This window comes from Mycolicibacterium diernhoferi (genome assembly GCF_019456655.1).
In the GTDB taxonomy this organism is placed as follows: Bacteria; Actinomycetota; Actinomycetes; order Mycobacteriales; family Mycobacteriaceae; genus Mycobacterium; species Mycobacterium diernhoferi.
On record NZ_CP080332.1, the window covers coordinates 965496 to 981313 of the forward strand.

Genomic DNA, 15818 nt, shown 5'->3' on the forward strand with positions numbered 1-15818 from the left:
CCCATCATGCCCGGAATCGGTCGATCAGTGTCCGCCTGTCCACCTTGCCGATGCCGCGGCGCGGGAGCGCGTCCACCACGTGCACCTGCCGGGGTGCGGCAGTGGCGTCCAAGGTCCGGCCGACGTGGGTCCGCAGTTCGTCGACGGTGGGGGCACTCTGCCCGGTGGACAACACGATTGCGGCGACCACCCGCTGTCCCAGCCGCGGGTCCGGGACCCCGAAGACCGCGCACTCGGCGATGGCCGGGTGGTCGATCAGGGCGTTCTCCACCAGCTGGGGCAGTACCGTGAGACCGCCGGTGATGACCGCGTCATCGATGCGGCCCAGAATGCTCAGTACTCCCGAATCATTCACTGCGCCAAGGTCATCGGTACGGAACCAGCCGGGTTCGGCGAACGGGTCGGGGTCCACCGGATTGCGGTAGCCCGACGCCAGCACCGGCCCGCCGAGGCTGACCCGCCCGTCGGTCTCCTGCAGACGGACCCGCACCCCGTCCAGTGGCACTCCGTCGTAGACACAGCCGCCGCAGGTCTCACTCATGCCGTAGGTGCGCACCACCCGAACCCCCGCTGCGGCGGCCCGCTCGCCGATGTCGGCCGGTAGCGGTCCGCCACCGATCAGCACGGCGTCGAGTTCGGCGAGGGCGGCCGCGGCGGCCGGGTCGCCCAGCGCCTTGCTCAGCTGATTGGACACCAGCGAGGCGTATCGCCGTCCGGTGCCCAGCGCGGTGACCGCCGCCACCAGATCTGCGGGGTCGAAACTCGGGTGCAGTGCCACCGGTGTGCTGCCGGCGACGACACTGCGCACCAGCACCTGCACGCCGGCCACGTGGTAGGCGGGCAAGGCCAGCAACCACCGGCCCGGCCCGCCGAGGCGCTCATGGGTGGCGGTCGCGCTCGCTGTCAGCGCGGCGACGGAAAGCATGGCGCCCTTGGGTGTTCCGGTGGTTCCCGAGGTGGACACCACCACCGCGATCGTCTCGTCGATCGGTTCGCCGGCACGCAGCGAGGAGGTGAGCAGGGTGCGCTGCCGGTCGTCGGCGGCGGGCACCGGCAACCGCGCACCGCCCCCGCCGAGCGCGGCCTCCAGATCGGGGAGGATATCCAGGGCCGCGGCGCCGGTGCCGACGGCCAAGGGTCTCAGGATGGCGATACCGGGTCCTCCGGTTCGGTGTCGCGGGGTTCGTGCTCGCGGGGGTCGTGCTCGCGGGGGTCGTCGAGGGGCCACCCCTGCACGGCGAGCCGGGTCCGGACCCGTTCGACGTCCTCCTCGCGCGGCAGTTCGTCGGTGACCTCGGTGATCAGCACGCCGATGTCCACCTTGTCGAACTCCCCGCGGTTCATCAGATCCTGCGCGACCGCCCGCACCTCGTCCCCCGACAGCCGCCGGGACAGTAACGCCAGCAGCGGCACCCGGTCGGGTCCGGGCACACCGTGGGGGTAGCCGGCCGTCAGCCAGGCGGCGATCCTGGCCAGGAATGCATTCACTGTCTCAGCCTGCCAGATCGGTATCACCTGCGCCGATGTTGCCGCCCATTTCCAACACCGCGCGTCCGTTGGATGAACGCTGAGTGAACAACTTCACGGGTACGGCGAAATCCGCAGGTGGGCGGGGTCGATGGAGTTGGGGGAAATTACGCGAATCGTCGTGTGATGACCCAGAATTGCGGCATGAGCGCTGAGCTGATCATCCTGGTGCTGTTGATTGCCACCGCGCTGGCATTCGACTTCACCAACGGCTTCCACGACACCGGAAACGCAATGGCCACGTCCATCGCGACCGGGGCGCTCAAGCCGAAGACCGCGGTGTTGCTCGCCGGTGTGCTCAACCTGGTCGGCGCGTTCCTGTCGGTGGAGGTCGCGGTGACCGTAACCACCTCGGTTCTCAAGGTGCAGGACGGTAACTCCGGGGAACTGCTCTCCGGGATCGACGCCTCCACCGGGCTGACGATCATCTTCGCCGGCCTGATCGGCGGCATCCTGTGGAACCTGCTCACCTGGCTGTTCGGCATCCCGTCCAGCTCATCGCACGCGCTCTTCGGTGGTCTGATCGGCGCCGGTCTGGCCGCGCTGGGGACCGCCGGGGTCAACTGGTCCGGCGTCACCCAGAAGGTGCTGATCCCCGCGGTCGCCGCGCCGGCGATCGCCTGCCTGGTCGCGGCATCGGGCACCTGGTTGGTGTACCGGCTCACCCGCCGGGTCGCCGAGAAGCGGCGCCGGGACGGTTTCCGCTGGGGCCAGATCGCGACCGCCTCCCTGGTCGCGCTGTCGCACGGCACCAACGATGCGCAGAAGACCATGGGCGTCATCGCCCTCGCGCTCATCACCACCGGTCATCTGACCGGTGACGTCAAGGAGCAGGGCCTGCCGTTCTGGATCATCTTCAGCTGCGCGGTCGCCATCGGCCTGGGCACCTACCTGGGCGGCTGGCGGGTGATCCGCACGCTGGGCAAGGGACTGGTGGAGATCGAATCCCCGCAGGGTTTCGCCGCCGAGGCGTCGTCGGCCGCGATCATCCTGAGCTCCAGCGCCGCGGGCATGGCGCTGTCCACCACCCACGTCGCCACCGGCTCGATTCTCGGCAGCGGCGTCGGCAAGGTGGGCGCCGAGGTGCGCTGGGCGGTCGCCGGCCGGATGGCGGTGGCCTGGTTGATCACGCTGCCGGCGGCCGGTCTGGTCGGGGCGCTGTCCTTCTGGCTGTCGCACGGGGTGGAGTCGCTCACCGGTACCGCGCTCGCCGGTGACGGGTTGATCTTCCTCATCCTGGTCGCGGCGTCCTTCTACATGTGGTGGCGGGCCCAGCAGCAGAAGGTCGACAGCAGCAATGTGAACGCCGACTGGGACGCGTCGACCAATTCGGTGCTCCCGGCAGACCTGCGCGCCACCGCGACCGACAGCAAACCCACCACCGACAGCAAACCCACGGCCGCGGTCTGACCGCCGAGTAAGGAACTGCAGAGATGGCGTATCTGGAGAGCATCCTGACGGTGCTCGGAATCGGCCTGCTGCTCGGCGCGGGACTGCCCGCACTCTTCGCGGTGGGACTGGTGGCTCACGCGCGCGGCGCCGGTAACGACGGCAGCGACGGCGATCCGGTCGTCGCCCCGCAACCGGCTCTCAAATTCCTTGGCATCGCGCTGTTCGTCTTCGTCGGCTGGGTGATCCTGACCGCGGTCCTGTGGATCACCCGGGCGACGATCATTCACCACACCGGAGTGGACCTCTTCCCGTTCCTGCCCGAGAAGTGAGCACACATATGACCGAGAACAAGAGCTTCCTGGAGAGCGTGCTGGACTGGCTGCACGCCGGCTACCCCGAAGGTGTGCCGCGTACCGACTATTTCGCGCTGCTGGCACTGTTGAAGCGGTCGCTCACCGAGGAAGAGGTGGTCAAGGCCGCTCAGACCGTGCTGCGCTCCAGCGACGGCGACCATCCGGTGACCGAGGCGGAGATCAGCGATGCGATTCAGCTGATCACTGCGAAAGAGCCCAACCCAGAGGAAATGCAACAGGTTTCGTCCCGTCTCGCTTCGGTGGGCTGGCCGTTGGCGGCGCCGGCGCGCTGAATCTGCGGCTGGTCCTCGCACCGGTCCCGAGGCACACATTGCGTGAAGAGATCGCGGAGCAGTTCGCTCAACCGCTCGGCGGGGATGTCCCCGAGCATCGGGTCGGTCGTGCAGTGATAGATGCCGGAGATCGCCATGGTGACGGCGATGCGCGCGGCGGGGTCGGGTTCGGGTCCCAGTAGCAGCGCATAGAGCCTGTCCGAGACGGCCCGGAACTCCGGATGCCCCGCGATCAACTGGTCGATCTGGCGGTCTCTGCGGAACGGGAACGAGGCGGATCGCTGGCGGATCGACAACTCGACCAGTCCCTCGATCGCGGCGTCCTGCCTGCAGCGGTGCGCGGGTAGCGATTCGGCGCTGCCGACGATCTGCGCGATGTCGTCGAAAACGGGCGCCAGTACGGCGAGGACGATGTCGTCCTTGGATTGGAATTGGTAGTAGACCGCGGCCTTTCCGACCCCGATCCGGTCGGCGATCATGCGCAATGAGGTGCCCCGGACGCCGTGTTCGGCGAAGAGTTCGACGGCCGCGTCGAGGACACGGTCGCGTGCGGTGCGACGTTCCGCGGTCATCCGGCCCCACCTTCCTGTGAGTGTGCTGTCCGACTCACTTGTCCAGCAACGTGCAATAGACCACACTTAGCCGATCGGCTTGATTGAAGTAGTCCGAGTGTATAACTTAATTTTCGCGTGTGCCTGGGGTGTATTTGGGCGCGGCAATCAGACGGCCCTACAGGAGGAACGCGGACGTGCAGCTGCTCAAGCGGGTGTGGTTGCCCCTGGTGATGGTCGTGGTGGTCGCGATCGCGGCGTTCACCGTCATGCGCATTCGCGGTGTCTTCGCCTCGGACCCACCGCTGGTCACCCCGGTGGAGTTCGCCAATGATCCGGAGCCATTCGATCCAAAAGTGTTGACGTACGAGATCTTTGGTCCGGAAGGGGCTGCCGTGGATGTGAACTACCTGGACCTCGACGGCGAGCCGCAGCGCGTCGACGGGGCCATCCTGCCGTGGTCCATCACGCTGCAGACCACCGATGCCTCGGCCGCCGCGAACATCGTCGCGCAGGGCAAGACCAGCTTCCTGGGCTGCCGGGTGATCGTCGACGGTGAGGTGCGCGACGAGCGCACCGCCACCGGCACCAACGTCCAGACCTTCTGCATCGTGAAGTCCGCATGAGCGCGCACGGCGGCGAGCCGCCCATCAAGCACAGTGCCGATGCGCCCACCGGGCCCATCGCCTCCGCCACCCCGCCCCGGCACGAGACCGCCCATTTCGGCCGAATCGCCCGGGTGCTGCGCAAGTTGGCCGTGCCGATCATCCTGATCTGGGTGGCCATCGCCGCGTTCCTGAACGTCTCTGTGCCCCAGCTCGAGGCGGTCGGCGAGGCGCGGTCGGTCTCGATGAGCCCGCAGGAAGCACCGGCGGTCATCGCCACCCAGCGCATCGGCCAGGTCTTCGATGAGTACACGTCCAACAGCTCGGCGATGATCGTGCTGGAGGGCCAGGAGAAGCTGGGTGAGGACACCCGGCGCTACTACGCCGAGTTGATCGAAAAGCTGCGTGCCGACACCGAACACGTCGAGCACGTCCAGGATCTCTGGAGCGACCCGCTGACCGCGTCGGGCGTGCAGAGCGGGGATGGCAAGGCGGTCTACGTCTCGGCCAACCTCGCCGGCGACCAGGGCCAGTCGCTGTCGCTGGAATCCATCGAAGCGGTCAAGCAGATCGTGCAGAGCATCCCGGCCCCTGCCGGCGTCGACGTCTTCGTCACCGGATCGGCGGCCCTGACTGCCGAGCAGACCGAAGCCAGCCACGGCAGCATGCGCCTGGTCGAGGCGCTGACCTTCCTGGTCATCATCGTGATGCTGCTCATCATCTTCCGCTCCTTCATGACGATGCTGTTGATCATCGGCATGGTGGCGGTCTCCCTGATGACGGTGCGTGGTGCGGTGGCGTTCCTGGGCTGGTACAACGTCATCGAACTCTCCACCTTCGCGACCGGCCTGCTGGTCACCCTGGCGATAGCCATATCGGTGGACTACGCCATCTTCCTGGTCGGCCGCTATCAGGAGTCCAGGGGCAGCGGTGAGGATCGAGAATCCGCCTACTACACCATGTTCGGTGGCACCGCCCATGTGATCGTCGGCTCCGGTCTGACCATCGCGGGTGCCACCTTCTGTCTCAGCTTCACCCGGCTGCCGTACTTCCAGACCCTCGGTGTGCCGCTGGCCGTCGGCATGTTGGTACTCATCGTCACGGCCATGACCTTCGGTCCGGCCATCATCACGGTCGGCGCCCGGTTCCTGGATCCCAAGCGCGGCATGCGGGTTCGTGGCTGGCGCAAGGTGGGTGCGGCGGTCGTGCGCTGGCCCGGCCCGATCCTGATCGCATCCATCGCGGTCTCACTCATCGGTCTGCTCGCCCTGCCGGGCTACAAGACCAGCTACAACGATCGGCTGTACCTGCCGGACGACATCGCGTCCAACCAGGGCTACGCGGCCGCCGAACGGCACTTCTCGCCGGCCCGGTTGAATCCGGAGATCATGATGATCGAAAGCGACCGGGATCTGCGGAACCCGGCCGACTTCCTGGTCATCGAGAAGATCGCCAAGGCCATGTTCCAGGTCGACGGCATCGGTCGCGTGCAGACCATCACCCGGCCAGACGGCGCGCCGATCGAGAACACCTCGATCCCGTATGCGATCAGCCAGCAGAGCACTCTGCAGAAGCTGAACGACAAGTACAACGCCGACCGTACCGCCGACATGTCCAATCAGGTCGAGCAGATGCAGAAGACCATCGAGAACATGGATCGGATGCAGGAGATCACCATCCAGATGGCCGACACCACCAACAAGATGGTCACGGACATGGACGGCATGGTGCTCAACATCGAAGAACTGCGCGACAACATCGCCAACTTCGATGATCAGTTCCGCCCGATCCGCAACTACTTCTACTGGGAACCGCACTGCTTCAACATTCCCATGTGCTGGGCGATCCGCTCGGTGTTCGATGTCATCGACGGCATGGACGTGATGACCACCGATATGAACGAGATGATGCCGAGCATGCACCGGCTCAACGAGCTCATGCCGCAGATGATCGCGATCATGCCCGAGATGAAGCAGACCATGGTCGTCATGAAAGAGATGATGCTGACCATGCAGCAGACCCAGCAGGGTATGCAGGAACAGCAGCGCATCATGCAGGAGACCTCCACCGAGATGGGCAAGGCCTTCACCGAGGCGATGAACGACGATTCGTTCTACCTGCCGTCCGAGGCGTTCGACAATCCGGATTTCGCACGAGGTTTGGAGCAGTTCCTGTCCCCGGACGGGCACGCGGTGCGGTTCATCATCAACCACGAGGGTGACCCGATGTCCCCGGAGGGCATCGACCGGATCGAACCGCTCAAGAACGCCGCCAAGAAGGCGATCAAGGGCACACCGCTGGAGGGCTCGACGATCTACCTCGGTGGTACCGCGGCCACCTTCAAGGACATGTCCGACGGCACCCAGTACGACCTGCTGATCGCCGGGATCGCAGCCATTGCACTGATCTTCCTGATCATGCTGCTGCTGACCCGGGCGATCATCGCCGCGGCCGTCATCGTCGGCACCGTGGTGCTGTCCCTCGGCGCATCCTTCGGTGTCTCGGTCCTGCTGTGGCAGCACCTGCTGGGCATCGAGTTGCACTGGATGGTGTTGCCGATGGCGGTGATCATCCTGCTTGCGGTCGGTGCGGACTACAACCTGCTGGTGGTGTCCCGGCTCAAGGAGGAACTGCATGCCGGCCTGAACACCGGCATGATCCGGGCGATGGGCGGCAGCGGTTCGACCGTGACCGCGGCGGGCATGGTGTTCGCCTTCACCATGATGGTGATGGCGGTCAGCGACCTGACCATCATGGGCCAGGTCGGCACCACGATCGGTCTGGGTCTGCTGTTCGACACCCTGATCATCCGGTCGTTCATGACGACCTCGATCGCCGCACTGCTGGGTAAGTGGTTCTGGTGGCCGCAGCAGGTCCGCCAGCGCCCGAAGCCCGAGCCCTGGCCCCCGATTCAGCGACGACCACAGGATGCGTTGGTGTGATGAGGATTTCGATGAAGTTCGGCTCCGTGCTGGTCGCCGGCGCCGCGGCCCTGACCTTGGCCGCTGCTCCGGTGGCACAGGCCGACCCCGACACGGCGTTCGCCAAGCAACTGCAGGGCTACGGCATCTACGGGCAGAAGGACTACAACGCCTGGATCGGCAAGATCATGTGCAAGCGGCTGCGCAACGGACTCGACGCGGACGCGTTCGCATCCGCCGAGTTCGTGCACGCACAGCTCAAGAGCGGCAGCACCACCGAGCAGGCCTGGCAGTTCGTCGGGGCTGCGGTCCCGACCTACTGCCCGGAGCTGACCCCCGTGCTGCAGCGGGCATCCGAGAACAAGGAGTAGACGTCATGTCCCGTAACAAGTTTGCGATGGCCGGCCTTGCTGCCGCCGCGGTGCTGACCTTGACGCCGGGCGTGGCATCCGCCGATGCCACCGACGAGTACCCGATCCCCAGCAACATGCTCAAGACCACCTGCACCGTGGACCAGTACATGGCCGCGGTGCGCGACACCAATCCGGTGTACTACGAGCGCTACATGATCGACTACAACAACAAGTCGCCCGAAGTGCAGCAGTGGGCCCGTGACCGCATCACCTGGTTCTTCTCCATGGATTACGCCGGACGCCGGCAGTACTCCGAGGACACCGCGACCAATGCGTTCTACGAGACGCTCGCGTGGAACTGGCCGAACTGGGCCAAGCTGTTCTTCAACAACAAGGGTGTCGTCGCGCACGGCACCAAGAACTGCGCCGGCTACCCGGCCGCGGATCCCGGCGTCTGGGTCTGGTAGCCCGCGACGCGCCCTGTGCTCACTCGAAAAAGGATGCGGTGCGCAGCAATTGCTGCACGGCAGCCAGCAGGGTCTGGTGCAGGTCGTCGTCGCTGACGTCCTGCACCGCCTTGTCGGTGACGGCGCCCTGGATGCCCTTGGTGACCATCGAGATGATGACCCGGCCCGCCGGGCCGTGACCGGCGCCGAGCAGTAGATCGGTGTACCGGCCGATCAGTTCGGTGAGGTCGGCCCGGGACTCGATCAGACTGTCCAGCGCCGGGTCGCCGTTGAGTACGGCCGCCCACCGGCGGTTACGCACGCACAACTCGATGAGCCCACAGACGGCGATCTCCCGGCGGGTGCCGGTGTCCTCGACGGCCTCGGCGATCGTGACCACCCGGGCCATATCGTCGAACATCGGTTGTGCGGCGGCCGCCACGATGTCTTCCTTGGAGCGGAACTGGTAGTAGACCGAGGCTTTACCCACGCCGATGCTGTCGGCGATCATCTGCAGCGTGGTGCCGCCGACGCCGTGCTCACCGAACAGGGTGAGCGCAGCCTCCAACACCCGCGCCCGCGCCGAACCGCGCCCCAGTACAGACCTGGCCACGGTCGTCAGTCCCGGGTGTCCCGGCGCAGCGGATGGTCGTCGGGCACCTGTACGAAGATCAGCGTGACGCCGTCGGGGTCCGACACGTGCATCTCGTGCAGGCCCCACGGCTCCTGGACGGCGGCCCGGTCGATGCTCACCCCGCGCCCGGTCAGTTCGGCCTGGGCGGCGTACACGTCGCGCACCTGCAGCCACAGTGCTGTATCCCGTCGCTCCGCTCGTCTGGCCAGGCCGCCGGCGGACGGGCCACCGTGGCCGGCCAGTTCGATCAGCGACTGCCCGGCGTAGAAGACAGTGCCCCCGCCGTACTCCCGCGCGACGGCCAGGCCGATCCGGTCGCGGTAGAACTCAACGGACTTCGGGTAGTCGCCCGGCCGTATCAGCACCCGGCTGGCCAGGATCTCCATACCAGAGTGTCTATCACGGGTCGGGCTCACAGCCGGTCGGCGGCCCGCAGCCCGATGGTGAAGGCCGCCTGGTCCTCGAACTTCAGCGGATCACGGCCGGTGATCTGGCCGATCCGGGCCAGTCGGTGCCGCACGGTGTTGGTGTGCAGGAACAGCTCGCGGGCGGTGTCGATGAGTGACCCGTTGGCGGCCAGGAACACCCGCAGCGTCCGGACGTGCTGGGTGCCCCGGTCGCGGTCGAGTTCGATGAGCGGGTCGATCAGCTGGGTCCTGAACGGTGCGAGCCGGCTCAGCGGCAGGCCTTCGAGCAGACTGCCGAAGGTGCTGAGTTGATCCGGTCCGATGCTGCCGCCGCGCTGCCGGGCCAGGTCCAGCGCGATCCGCGCCTGACTGATCGAGGAGCCCAGCTCGGTCAGCGGCATCGCGGCCGCGTGCCCGGACGGCAGCGACAGATCGGCGGCGATGTCGGCCAGGCGGTCGGTGCCGGTGCTGAGCACCAGGCACACCTCGGGGGCGTCGGCGACCAGCGCGTCGGGAAAGGCCATCGACAACAGCGCCCCGGCACCGGCCGGCCACGCCGAGCAGTCGATCTCCCGCTCGGACAGCCCGGGCCAGTCGAGCAGTTGGTTCAGCGCGTCGGGCAGCAGCATCCGGCGCTCCACCAGCGACAGCAGCTGCCCGACGCGTTCACGGGCCAGTGCGGCCTCGATATCGCGTTCACCCTGTGCCGCCGCGACGAAACGGGCGATGACCTCCAGCACTGCGGGCTCGGGTGGGTCCCCGCGCCCGACCCACACCACCGTGCCCATCTCGTCCACCGGGATCGATGCCGGGGATTCGACCGGCGCCCCGGGCGCCTCCAGCAGGAAGTAGCAGCCCAGCACCTGCCCGGCCCGGTCCAGCAGCTGGCGTACCGACTCCCGGCGGCGTTGGGAGGAAAGCAGTTCGGGGACAAGCGCGTTGGTGGCGCGGGCGGTGGCGATCGCGCCACCGAACTGGAAGTCGGCGATATAGCGGCTGATGGTCGCGAACGGAATCTGCGGCGGCGCGATGAGCAGCGGAAGGCCGGTGCGGGCGCATGCGTCGATCAGCGCCCCGGGGGCGTTGTCGTGCACATCGCCGATCCCGAAGCAGATGCCGGCCACCCCGGCCCGGGCCAGCGAATCGACGAAGGTGTCGCAGTCGGCGGGGGTCTGCAGGCTGATGCCGACGGTGCACACGAGCTCCCCACCGCGCAGGTATCGGGACGGGTCGTGCAGTTCGGTGGTGTGCGACCAGGTGATGCGCCGGCTCAGATGCCGATGGCCGGCATCGTCGGTGCTCGGGGGGAGGAGCTGCAGCCCGAGGCCGGAGCGCTGCAGCAGGTCGTGGAACGTCGGGGCGCTGTCGCCGGACGCGGCGGCCATCGAACCGACCTGGTGGTCAGCCGCCGACTCGATCATCAGTTGATCGTAACGTCAGCGTCATCTGAACGGCCCGACCCGTTGTGCGATCCTCCAATGGTCGTGTCAGGCGGTGGTGGGTTTGCAGCGTCTTCGTCTCGAACGTTGGCGATCGCATCCGGTGGGCGTGATAGTTCGTCCAACGAGTGAAGGAGCATCGATGACAACAACCGAGGTTGACGCCCCGCAGGGGTTGCGGCGCGAGTTCTCCCTGTGGTCGGCGTTCGCGTTCGCATTCGCGTTCATCTCGCCGATCGTCGCGCTGTACGGCATCTTCGGACTGGCGCTGTCCGCGGCGGGCCCCAGCTTCTGGTGGGGGTTCGGGCTGGTCTTCGGCGGCCAGTTCCTGGTCGCCCTGGTCTTCGCGATGCTGGTGTCGCGCTGGCCGCTGGAAGGATCCATCTACCAGTGGTCGCGCCGGTTGCTGGGCACCACCTACGGCTGGTTCGCCGGCTGGGCCTATATGTGGACCCTGGTGATCGCGATGGCCACCGTCGCGCTGGGCGCCGCCGGGTTCACCGCCAACATCCTCGGCATCGAAGCACCCTCGGGGACCACCCTGGCGCTGATCGCTCTGGTCATCCTGCTGGCCGGTACCGCGGTGAACCTGGCCGGGCGGCAGGCCCTGAAGATCTTCATGCTGGGCAGCATCATCGCCGAGGTCATCGGGTCGGTCGTGCTGGGCACCTGGCTGCTGCTGTTCCACCGGCAGAACTCGTTGTCGGTGCTGTTCTCCGGCGGCGGCGCGGAGATGGACACGCTGGCCTACCTGACCGGCCCGTTCATGCTTGCGGTGGCGTTCATCGGCTGGTCGTTCGTCGGCTTCGAGAGTGCCGGGTCCATCGCCGAGGAAGTGCACGAACCACGGCGGTACCTGCCCAAGGCGGTGCTGTTCTCGCTGACGTTCATCTTCGTCGTGGTGGCCTACTCCGCCCTGGCGATCATCCTGGCCATCCCGGACCTGGATGCCGTCGCCGAGGGCGCCGTCGGCGATCCGGTGTATGCGACCCTCACCACCGCACTGGGGCACGGCGTGGCCAAACCCGTCGAGGTGATGTTCGTGATCGGTTTCCTGGCCAGCTTCCTGGCCCTGCAGACCTCTGCGTCCCGGGTGATCTGGGCCTACGCCCGCGACGGCGCGCTGCCGGCCTCCGGCGTGCTGTCCCAATTGCGCGGCACGGCCCGTATCCCGCGGGTGGCGATCCTGGTCACCACCGTGGTCGGGGCGACGTTGTTCCTGCTGAGCATCGTGGCCGGGGACATCTATTCGTTGATGGTCAACTTCACCGCCGGCGGGTTCTACCTGGCCTTCCTGTTCCCGCTGATCGGCTTCCTGGTGGTGGGGGTGCGGCGCAAGTGGACGCCGGGCAACTTCTCGTTGGGCCGGTTCACGCTGCCGGTCGCCGCGGTGGCCGTGGTGTGGGCAGTGCTGCAGTTCCTCAACATCTCCTGGCCGCGGGTGGCTTTCGAACAGCGTTACCTGGACTGGTCGGTGTGGATCGGGATCGGGGTGTTGCTGGTGCTCGGTACGGCGATCCTGGCGACGGTACGCGGCCGGATCGTCGAGGCGGCGGTCATCGAGGATGCCGAGCTGCTCGACGAACGCGCGGACGCCGGTGCCTGACACCGCGCCCGTCGCGGTGGTCACCGGGGCCGCCAGCGGCATCGGGGCGGCGGCCGCCGCAGCCCTGCGCCGCCGCGGATACCGGGTGGGCGCACTGGACCTGTCCGGTGATGCGGACGCGGATTTCAGTGTGGCCGTGGATGTCTCGAACGGACGCGCGGTTGCCGACGGGGTCGCCCGGATTCGCCGGGAGCTCGGCCCGATCGACGCGCTGGTGACCTCCGCCGGTTACTACGAGATGGGGCGCATAGACCACATCGACGTGATGTCCTGGCAGCGCATGCTGCGGGTGCATCTGGGCGGGTTGTTCAACGCGGCCCGGGCGTGCCTGCCCGACATGCTGGCCGCCGGGTCGGGTGCGGTGGTCGCGGTGGCCAGCGAACTCGCCGTCGGTGGCGGCGATGAGGAGGCGCACTACGTGGCGGCCAAGGGCGCGATCCTCGGTCTGGTGCGCAGCCTTGCCGCCGAGGTCGCCGGTGCCGGGGTGCGGGTCAACGCCGTCGCGCCGGGCCCGACGGACACCCCGCTGCTGAGCGCCGATTCGCCGTGGCGCGCCCAGGATTACCTCGACACCTTGCCGCTGCGCCGGCTGACCACGCCGGCCGAGGTCGCGCGCTGCATCGAATTCCTGGTCTGTGACGGGACATTCAGCGTCGGCGACGTCGTCAACGTCAACTCGGGAGCGGTGATATGACCAGGCTGGACGGCCGTGTCGTGCTGGTGACCGGTGCCGCGCAGGGAATGGGCGCGGCGCACGCCCGGCGGTTGGCCGGGGCCGGAGCGACCGTGGCGGTCAACGATATTCGGGGCGGGGACGCCCTCGACGCGCTGGCCGCCGAGATCGGCGGACTGGCGGTGCCCGGTGACGTCGCCGATCCGTCGGAGTGCAAACGGATCGCCGCCGCGGTGGCCGGGGCCGCCGGCCGGCTCGATGTCCTGGTGGCCAACCACGCCTACATGACGATGGCGCCGTTCCTCGAGCACGACGAGCAGGACTGGTGGCGCATCGTGGACACCAATCTGGGCGGGACCTTCCATCTGGTGCAGGCGGTGCTCCCGCACATGCGCCGGCACGGTGAGGGCCGCATCGTGGTGATCTCCAGTGAGTGGGGTGTCACCGGCTGGCCCGAGGCCACCGCCTATTGCGCCGCCAAGGCGGGGCTGATCGCCTTGGTCAAGGGGCTGGGCCGGGAATTGGCGCCCGAGGGGATCATCGTCAACGCGGTCGCACCCGGGGTCACCGACACCCCGCAACTGCAGGTGGACGCGGATGCGGCCGGAGTCGACCTGGCGGTGATGCACGCCCGTTACGCCGAGGGGATCCCGCTGGGCCGGATCGGTGTCGCCGACGAGATTTCTGTGGCGGTGGAGCTGCTGGCCGACTTCGAGGTGGCGGCCATCGTCGGACAAGTGATCGCCTGTAACGGCGGAACGGCTCGGGTGCGGGCATGACAGAAGGAGATCGGGTGGGAAGCCAGCCGTATGTGCTTTCGGCGCAGGGCAATACCGGACAGGTCGATGCGACGGCGGTGCCGCGCTATGCGGGGCTGGCGACCTTTGCGCGGCTCCCGCAGTTGCGCGAAGTCCTCGATTACGACATCGCGGTGGTCGGGGTGCCGTTCGACAGCGGTGTCACCTACCGGCCCGGGGCCCGGTTCGGTCCCGCCGCGATCCGGGAGGCGTCCCGGCTGCTCAAGCCGTACAACCCGGCGCTCGACGTCAGCCCGTTCGCCCAGGCCCAGGTGGTCGACGCCGGCGACATCGCGGCCAACCCCTTCAACATCGACGAGGCGGTCGACCAGGTGCGCGAAGGCGTGGCCGGCCTGTTGACCCGGCCCGAGCAGCGGGTCGTGATGCTCGGTGGTGACCACACCATCGCCCTGCCGGCGCTGCAGGCGATGAACCGGGTGCACGGCCCGGTGGCGTTGGTGCATTTCGACGCGCACCTGGACACCTGGGACACCTATTTCGGCGCGCCCTGCACGCACGGCACCCCGTTCCGGCGGGCCGTCGAGCAGGGTCTGCTGGTCAAGGATCGCTCCGCGCACATCGGCATCCGCGGTTCGCTGTACGACCGGGCCGATCTGCTCGACGACGAGTCGCTGGGGTTCACCGTCGTGCACTGCCGCGACCTCGACCGCATCGGTTTCGACGGTGCGGTGCAACGCATCCGGGAGCGCGTCGGCGATCACCCGGTGTATGTGTCCATCGACATCGACGTGCTGGATCCGGCGTTCGCGCCGGGCACCGGCACCCCGGAGATCGGTGGCATGACCAGCCGGGAACTGGTGGCGATCCTGCGCGGCATGCGCGGGCTGAACATCGTCGGCGCCGATGTGGTGGAGGTGGCGCCCGCCTACGACGGGGGTGACATCACCGCGGTGGCCGCCGCCAACCTGGCCTACGAGCTGATCACCCTGATGGCCGACGATGTCTGAATTCCGTTGGCCGGAGGGTAAAACCGCGGCGGCGGCGTTCACCTTCGATGTGGACGCCGAGTCGGCGGTGCTGTGGGGTGACGATGGCACGGTGGCCGCTCGGATGAGCGTGATGAGCCATCAGGCCTACGGGCCGCTGGTGGGGATCCCGCGCATCCTGGATCTGCTGGACCGGCATCAGATTCCGTCCACGTTCTTCGTGCCGGGGCACACCGCGCACCGCTATCCCGAGGCGGTGCGGTCCATCGTGGCCGCCGGCCACGAGATCGCCCATCACGGCTACCTGCATGAGCAGCCCACCGCGCTGACCCTGGAGGGGGAGATCGAGGCGCTCGACCGCGGGCTGGAGGCACTGGCCGAGGTGGCCGGGGTCCGCCCCGCCGGGTATCGCGCCCCGATGTGGGATCTGTCCTGGCGCACACCGGGATTGCTGGCCGAACGGGGCTTCCTGTACGACTCCTCGCTGATGGACGCCGACCTGCCCTATGAACTCGCGGTGGGGGAGCGGTCGCTGGTGGAGATCCCGATCCAGTGGGCGCTCGACGACTGGGAGCAGTACTGCTATCTGCCCGACATCTCCGGGTCCGGACTGATCGAGAGTCCGCGCAAGGCCCGCGAGTTGTGGCAGCTGGAGTTCGACGCGCTGCGTGCGGCCGGTGGGTGCTGGGTGCTGACCAACCATCCGTTCCTGACCGGGCGGGCCTCGCGCGCGGCCGAACTCGGTGACCTGATGCGCTACGTCACCGAGCACACCGATGTGTGGACCACCAGTCTCGGCGCGATCGCCGAGCATGTGCGCACCCTGGGGCTGACGCCGCGCAGCATCACCCGTCCCTGACTCAGCCGCGCGGCG

18 protein-coding genes are annotated in these 15818 nt (G+C 67.7%); 12 read left to right on the forward strand and 6 right to left on the reverse strand.

Annotation, left to right across the window (positions count from 1 at the left end; all coding sequences use genetic code 11):
* Positions 1 to 4 precede the first annotated feature (4 nt).
* Both menE and K0O62_RS04585 read right to left on the reverse strand, forming a co-directional pair.
* Entirely contained in the window at positions 5 to 1135 is a 1131-nt protein-coding gene (gene menE, locus K0O62_RS04580; RefSeq protein ID WP_234800147.1) for an o-succinylbenzoate--CoA ligase, read from the reverse strand.
* Between the two features lie 5 nt (positions 1136 to 1140).
* Entirely contained in the window at positions 1141 to 1488 is a 348-nt protein-coding gene (locus tag K0O62_RS04585; protein ID WP_073857095.1) for a DUF3349 domain-containing protein, read from the reverse strand.
* Between the two features lie 183 nt (positions 1489 to 1671).
* On the opposite strand from K0O62_RS04585, the gene K0O62_RS04590 reads away from it, so the two are divergent.
* The 3 genes from K0O62_RS04590 to K0O62_RS04600 are packed head-to-tail and all read left to right on the forward strand — an operon-like array spanning position 1672 to position 3565.
* On the forward strand, positions 1672 to 2937 hold the full coding sequence (locus tag K0O62_RS04590) for an inorganic phosphate transporter (protein ID WP_073857192.1): 1266 nt from the start codon (positions 1672 to 1674) through the stop codon (positions 2935 to 2937).
* A 23-nt stretch (positions 2938 to 2960) separates the two neighbouring features.
* The gene (locus K0O62_RS04595) at positions 2961 to 3248 is read left to right on the forward strand and encodes a hypothetical protein (RefSeq protein ID WP_073857094.1); all 288 of its coding nucleotides are present in this window, start codon (positions 2961 to 2963) and stop codon (positions 3246 to 3248) included.
* An 8-nt stretch (positions 3249 to 3256) separates the two neighbouring features.
* Positions 3257 to 3565, forward strand: coding sequence for a DUF3349 domain-containing protein (locus K0O62_RS04600; protein ID WP_073857093.1), 309 nt, complete (start codon positions 3257 to 3259; stop codon positions 3563 to 3565).
* Here K0O62_RS04600 and K0O62_RS04605 read toward each other — a convergent pair.
* A complete protein-coding gene (locus K0O62_RS04605) occupies positions 3466 to 4137 on the reverse strand; it encodes a TetR/AcrR family transcriptional regulator (RefSeq protein ID WP_073857092.1) in 672 nt (223 codons plus the stop codon). The two genes, K0O62_RS04600 and K0O62_RS04605, sit on opposite strands and share 100 nt — an antisense overlap.
* A gap of 212 nt (positions 4138 to 4349) precedes the next feature.
* On the opposite strand from K0O62_RS04605, the gene K0O62_RS04610 reads away from it, so the two are divergent.
* The 4 genes from K0O62_RS04610 to K0O62_RS04625 are packed head-to-tail and all read left to right on the forward strand — an operon-like array spanning position 4350 to position 8462.
* Positions 4350 to 4742 carry an MmpS family transport accessory protein gene (locus K0O62_RS04610; RefSeq protein WP_234800156.1) on the forward strand — a complete coding sequence of 131 codons (393 nt, stop codon included), beginning with the start codon at positions 4350 to 4352 and terminating at the stop codon, positions 4740 to 4742.
* Positions 4739 to 7663 carry an MMPL/RND family transporter gene (locus tag K0O62_RS04615; protein WP_073857090.1) on the forward strand — a complete coding sequence of 975 codons (2925 nt, stop codon included), beginning with the start codon at positions 4739 to 4741 and terminating at the stop codon, positions 7661 to 7663. Before K0O62_RS04610 ends, K0O62_RS04615 begins: the two co-directional genes overlap by 4 nt.
* An 11-nt stretch (positions 7664 to 7674) precedes the next feature.
* Positions 7675 to 8013, forward strand: coding sequence for a DUF732 domain-containing protein (locus tag K0O62_RS04620; RefSeq protein WP_073857089.1), 339 nt, complete (start codon positions 7675 to 7677; stop codon positions 8011 to 8013).
* 5 nt (positions 8014 to 8018) lie between these two features.
* Positions 8019 to 8462 carry a DUF5078 domain-containing protein gene (locus K0O62_RS04625; protein WP_073857088.1) on the forward strand — a complete coding sequence of 148 codons (444 nt, stop codon included), beginning with the start codon at positions 8019 to 8021 and terminating at the stop codon, positions 8460 to 8462.
* 19 nt (positions 8463 to 8481) lie between these two features.
* Here K0O62_RS04625 and K0O62_RS04630 read toward each other — a convergent pair whose 3' ends face one another.
* The 3 genes from K0O62_RS04630 to K0O62_RS04640 are packed head-to-tail and all read right to left on the reverse strand — an operon-like array spanning position 8482 to position 10903.
* The gene (locus K0O62_RS04630) at positions 8482 to 9054 is read right to left on the reverse strand and encodes a TetR/AcrR family transcriptional regulator (RefSeq protein WP_073857087.1); all 573 of its coding nucleotides are present in this window, start codon (positions 9052 to 9054) and stop codon (positions 8482 to 8484) included.
* Between the two features lie 5 nt (positions 9055 to 9059).
* The gene (locus tag K0O62_RS04635) at positions 9060 to 9461 is read right to left on the reverse strand and encodes a VOC family protein (RefSeq protein ID WP_073857086.1); all 402 of its coding nucleotides are present in this window, start codon (positions 9459 to 9461) and stop codon (positions 9060 to 9062) included.
* 26 nt (positions 9462 to 9487) lie between these two features.
* On the reverse strand, positions 9488 to 10903 hold the full coding sequence (locus K0O62_RS04640; protein ID WP_234800146.1) for a PucR family transcriptional regulator: 1416 nt from the start codon (positions 10901 to 10903) through the stop codon (positions 9488 to 9490).
* A 160-nt stretch (positions 10904 to 11063) separates the two neighbouring features.
* On the opposite strand from K0O62_RS04640, the gene K0O62_RS04645 reads away from it, so the two are divergent.
* The 5 genes from K0O62_RS04645 to K0O62_RS04665 are packed head-to-tail and all read left to right on the forward strand — an operon-like array spanning position 11064 to position 15803.
* On the forward strand, positions 11064 to 12527 hold the full coding sequence (locus K0O62_RS04645) for an APC family permease (protein ID WP_073857085.1): 1464 nt from the start codon (positions 11064 to 11066) through the stop codon (positions 12525 to 12527).
* Positions 12487 to 13221, forward strand: a complete 735-nt coding sequence (locus tag K0O62_RS04650; protein ID WP_073857084.1) for an SDR family NAD(P)-dependent oxidoreductase — start codon at positions 12487 to 12489, stop codon at positions 13219 to 13221. The genes K0O62_RS04645 and K0O62_RS04650 overlap by 41 nt, the downstream gene beginning before the upstream one ends.
* Complete coding sequence (locus K0O62_RS04655; RefSeq protein WP_073857083.1) at positions 13218 to 13979, forward strand: SDR family NAD(P)-dependent oxidoreductase; 762 nt, start codon at positions 13218 to 13220, stop codon at positions 13977 to 13979. The genes K0O62_RS04650 and K0O62_RS04655 overlap by 4 nt, the downstream gene beginning before the upstream one ends.
* Positions 13976 to 14965 carry an agmatinase gene (gene speB / locus K0O62_RS04660; protein ID WP_165636994.1) on the forward strand — a complete coding sequence of 330 codons (990 nt, stop codon included), beginning with the start codon at positions 13976 to 13978 and terminating at the stop codon, positions 14963 to 14965. The genes K0O62_RS04655 and speB overlap by 4 nt, the downstream gene beginning before the upstream one ends.
* A complete protein-coding gene (locus K0O62_RS04665; protein ID WP_073857081.1) occupies positions 14958 to 15803 on the forward strand; it encodes a polysaccharide deacetylase family protein in 846 nt (281 codons plus the stop codon). The genes speB and K0O62_RS04665 overlap by 8 nt, the downstream gene beginning before the upstream one ends.
* The last annotated feature ends 15 nt before the right edge of the window (positions 15804 to 15818 follow it).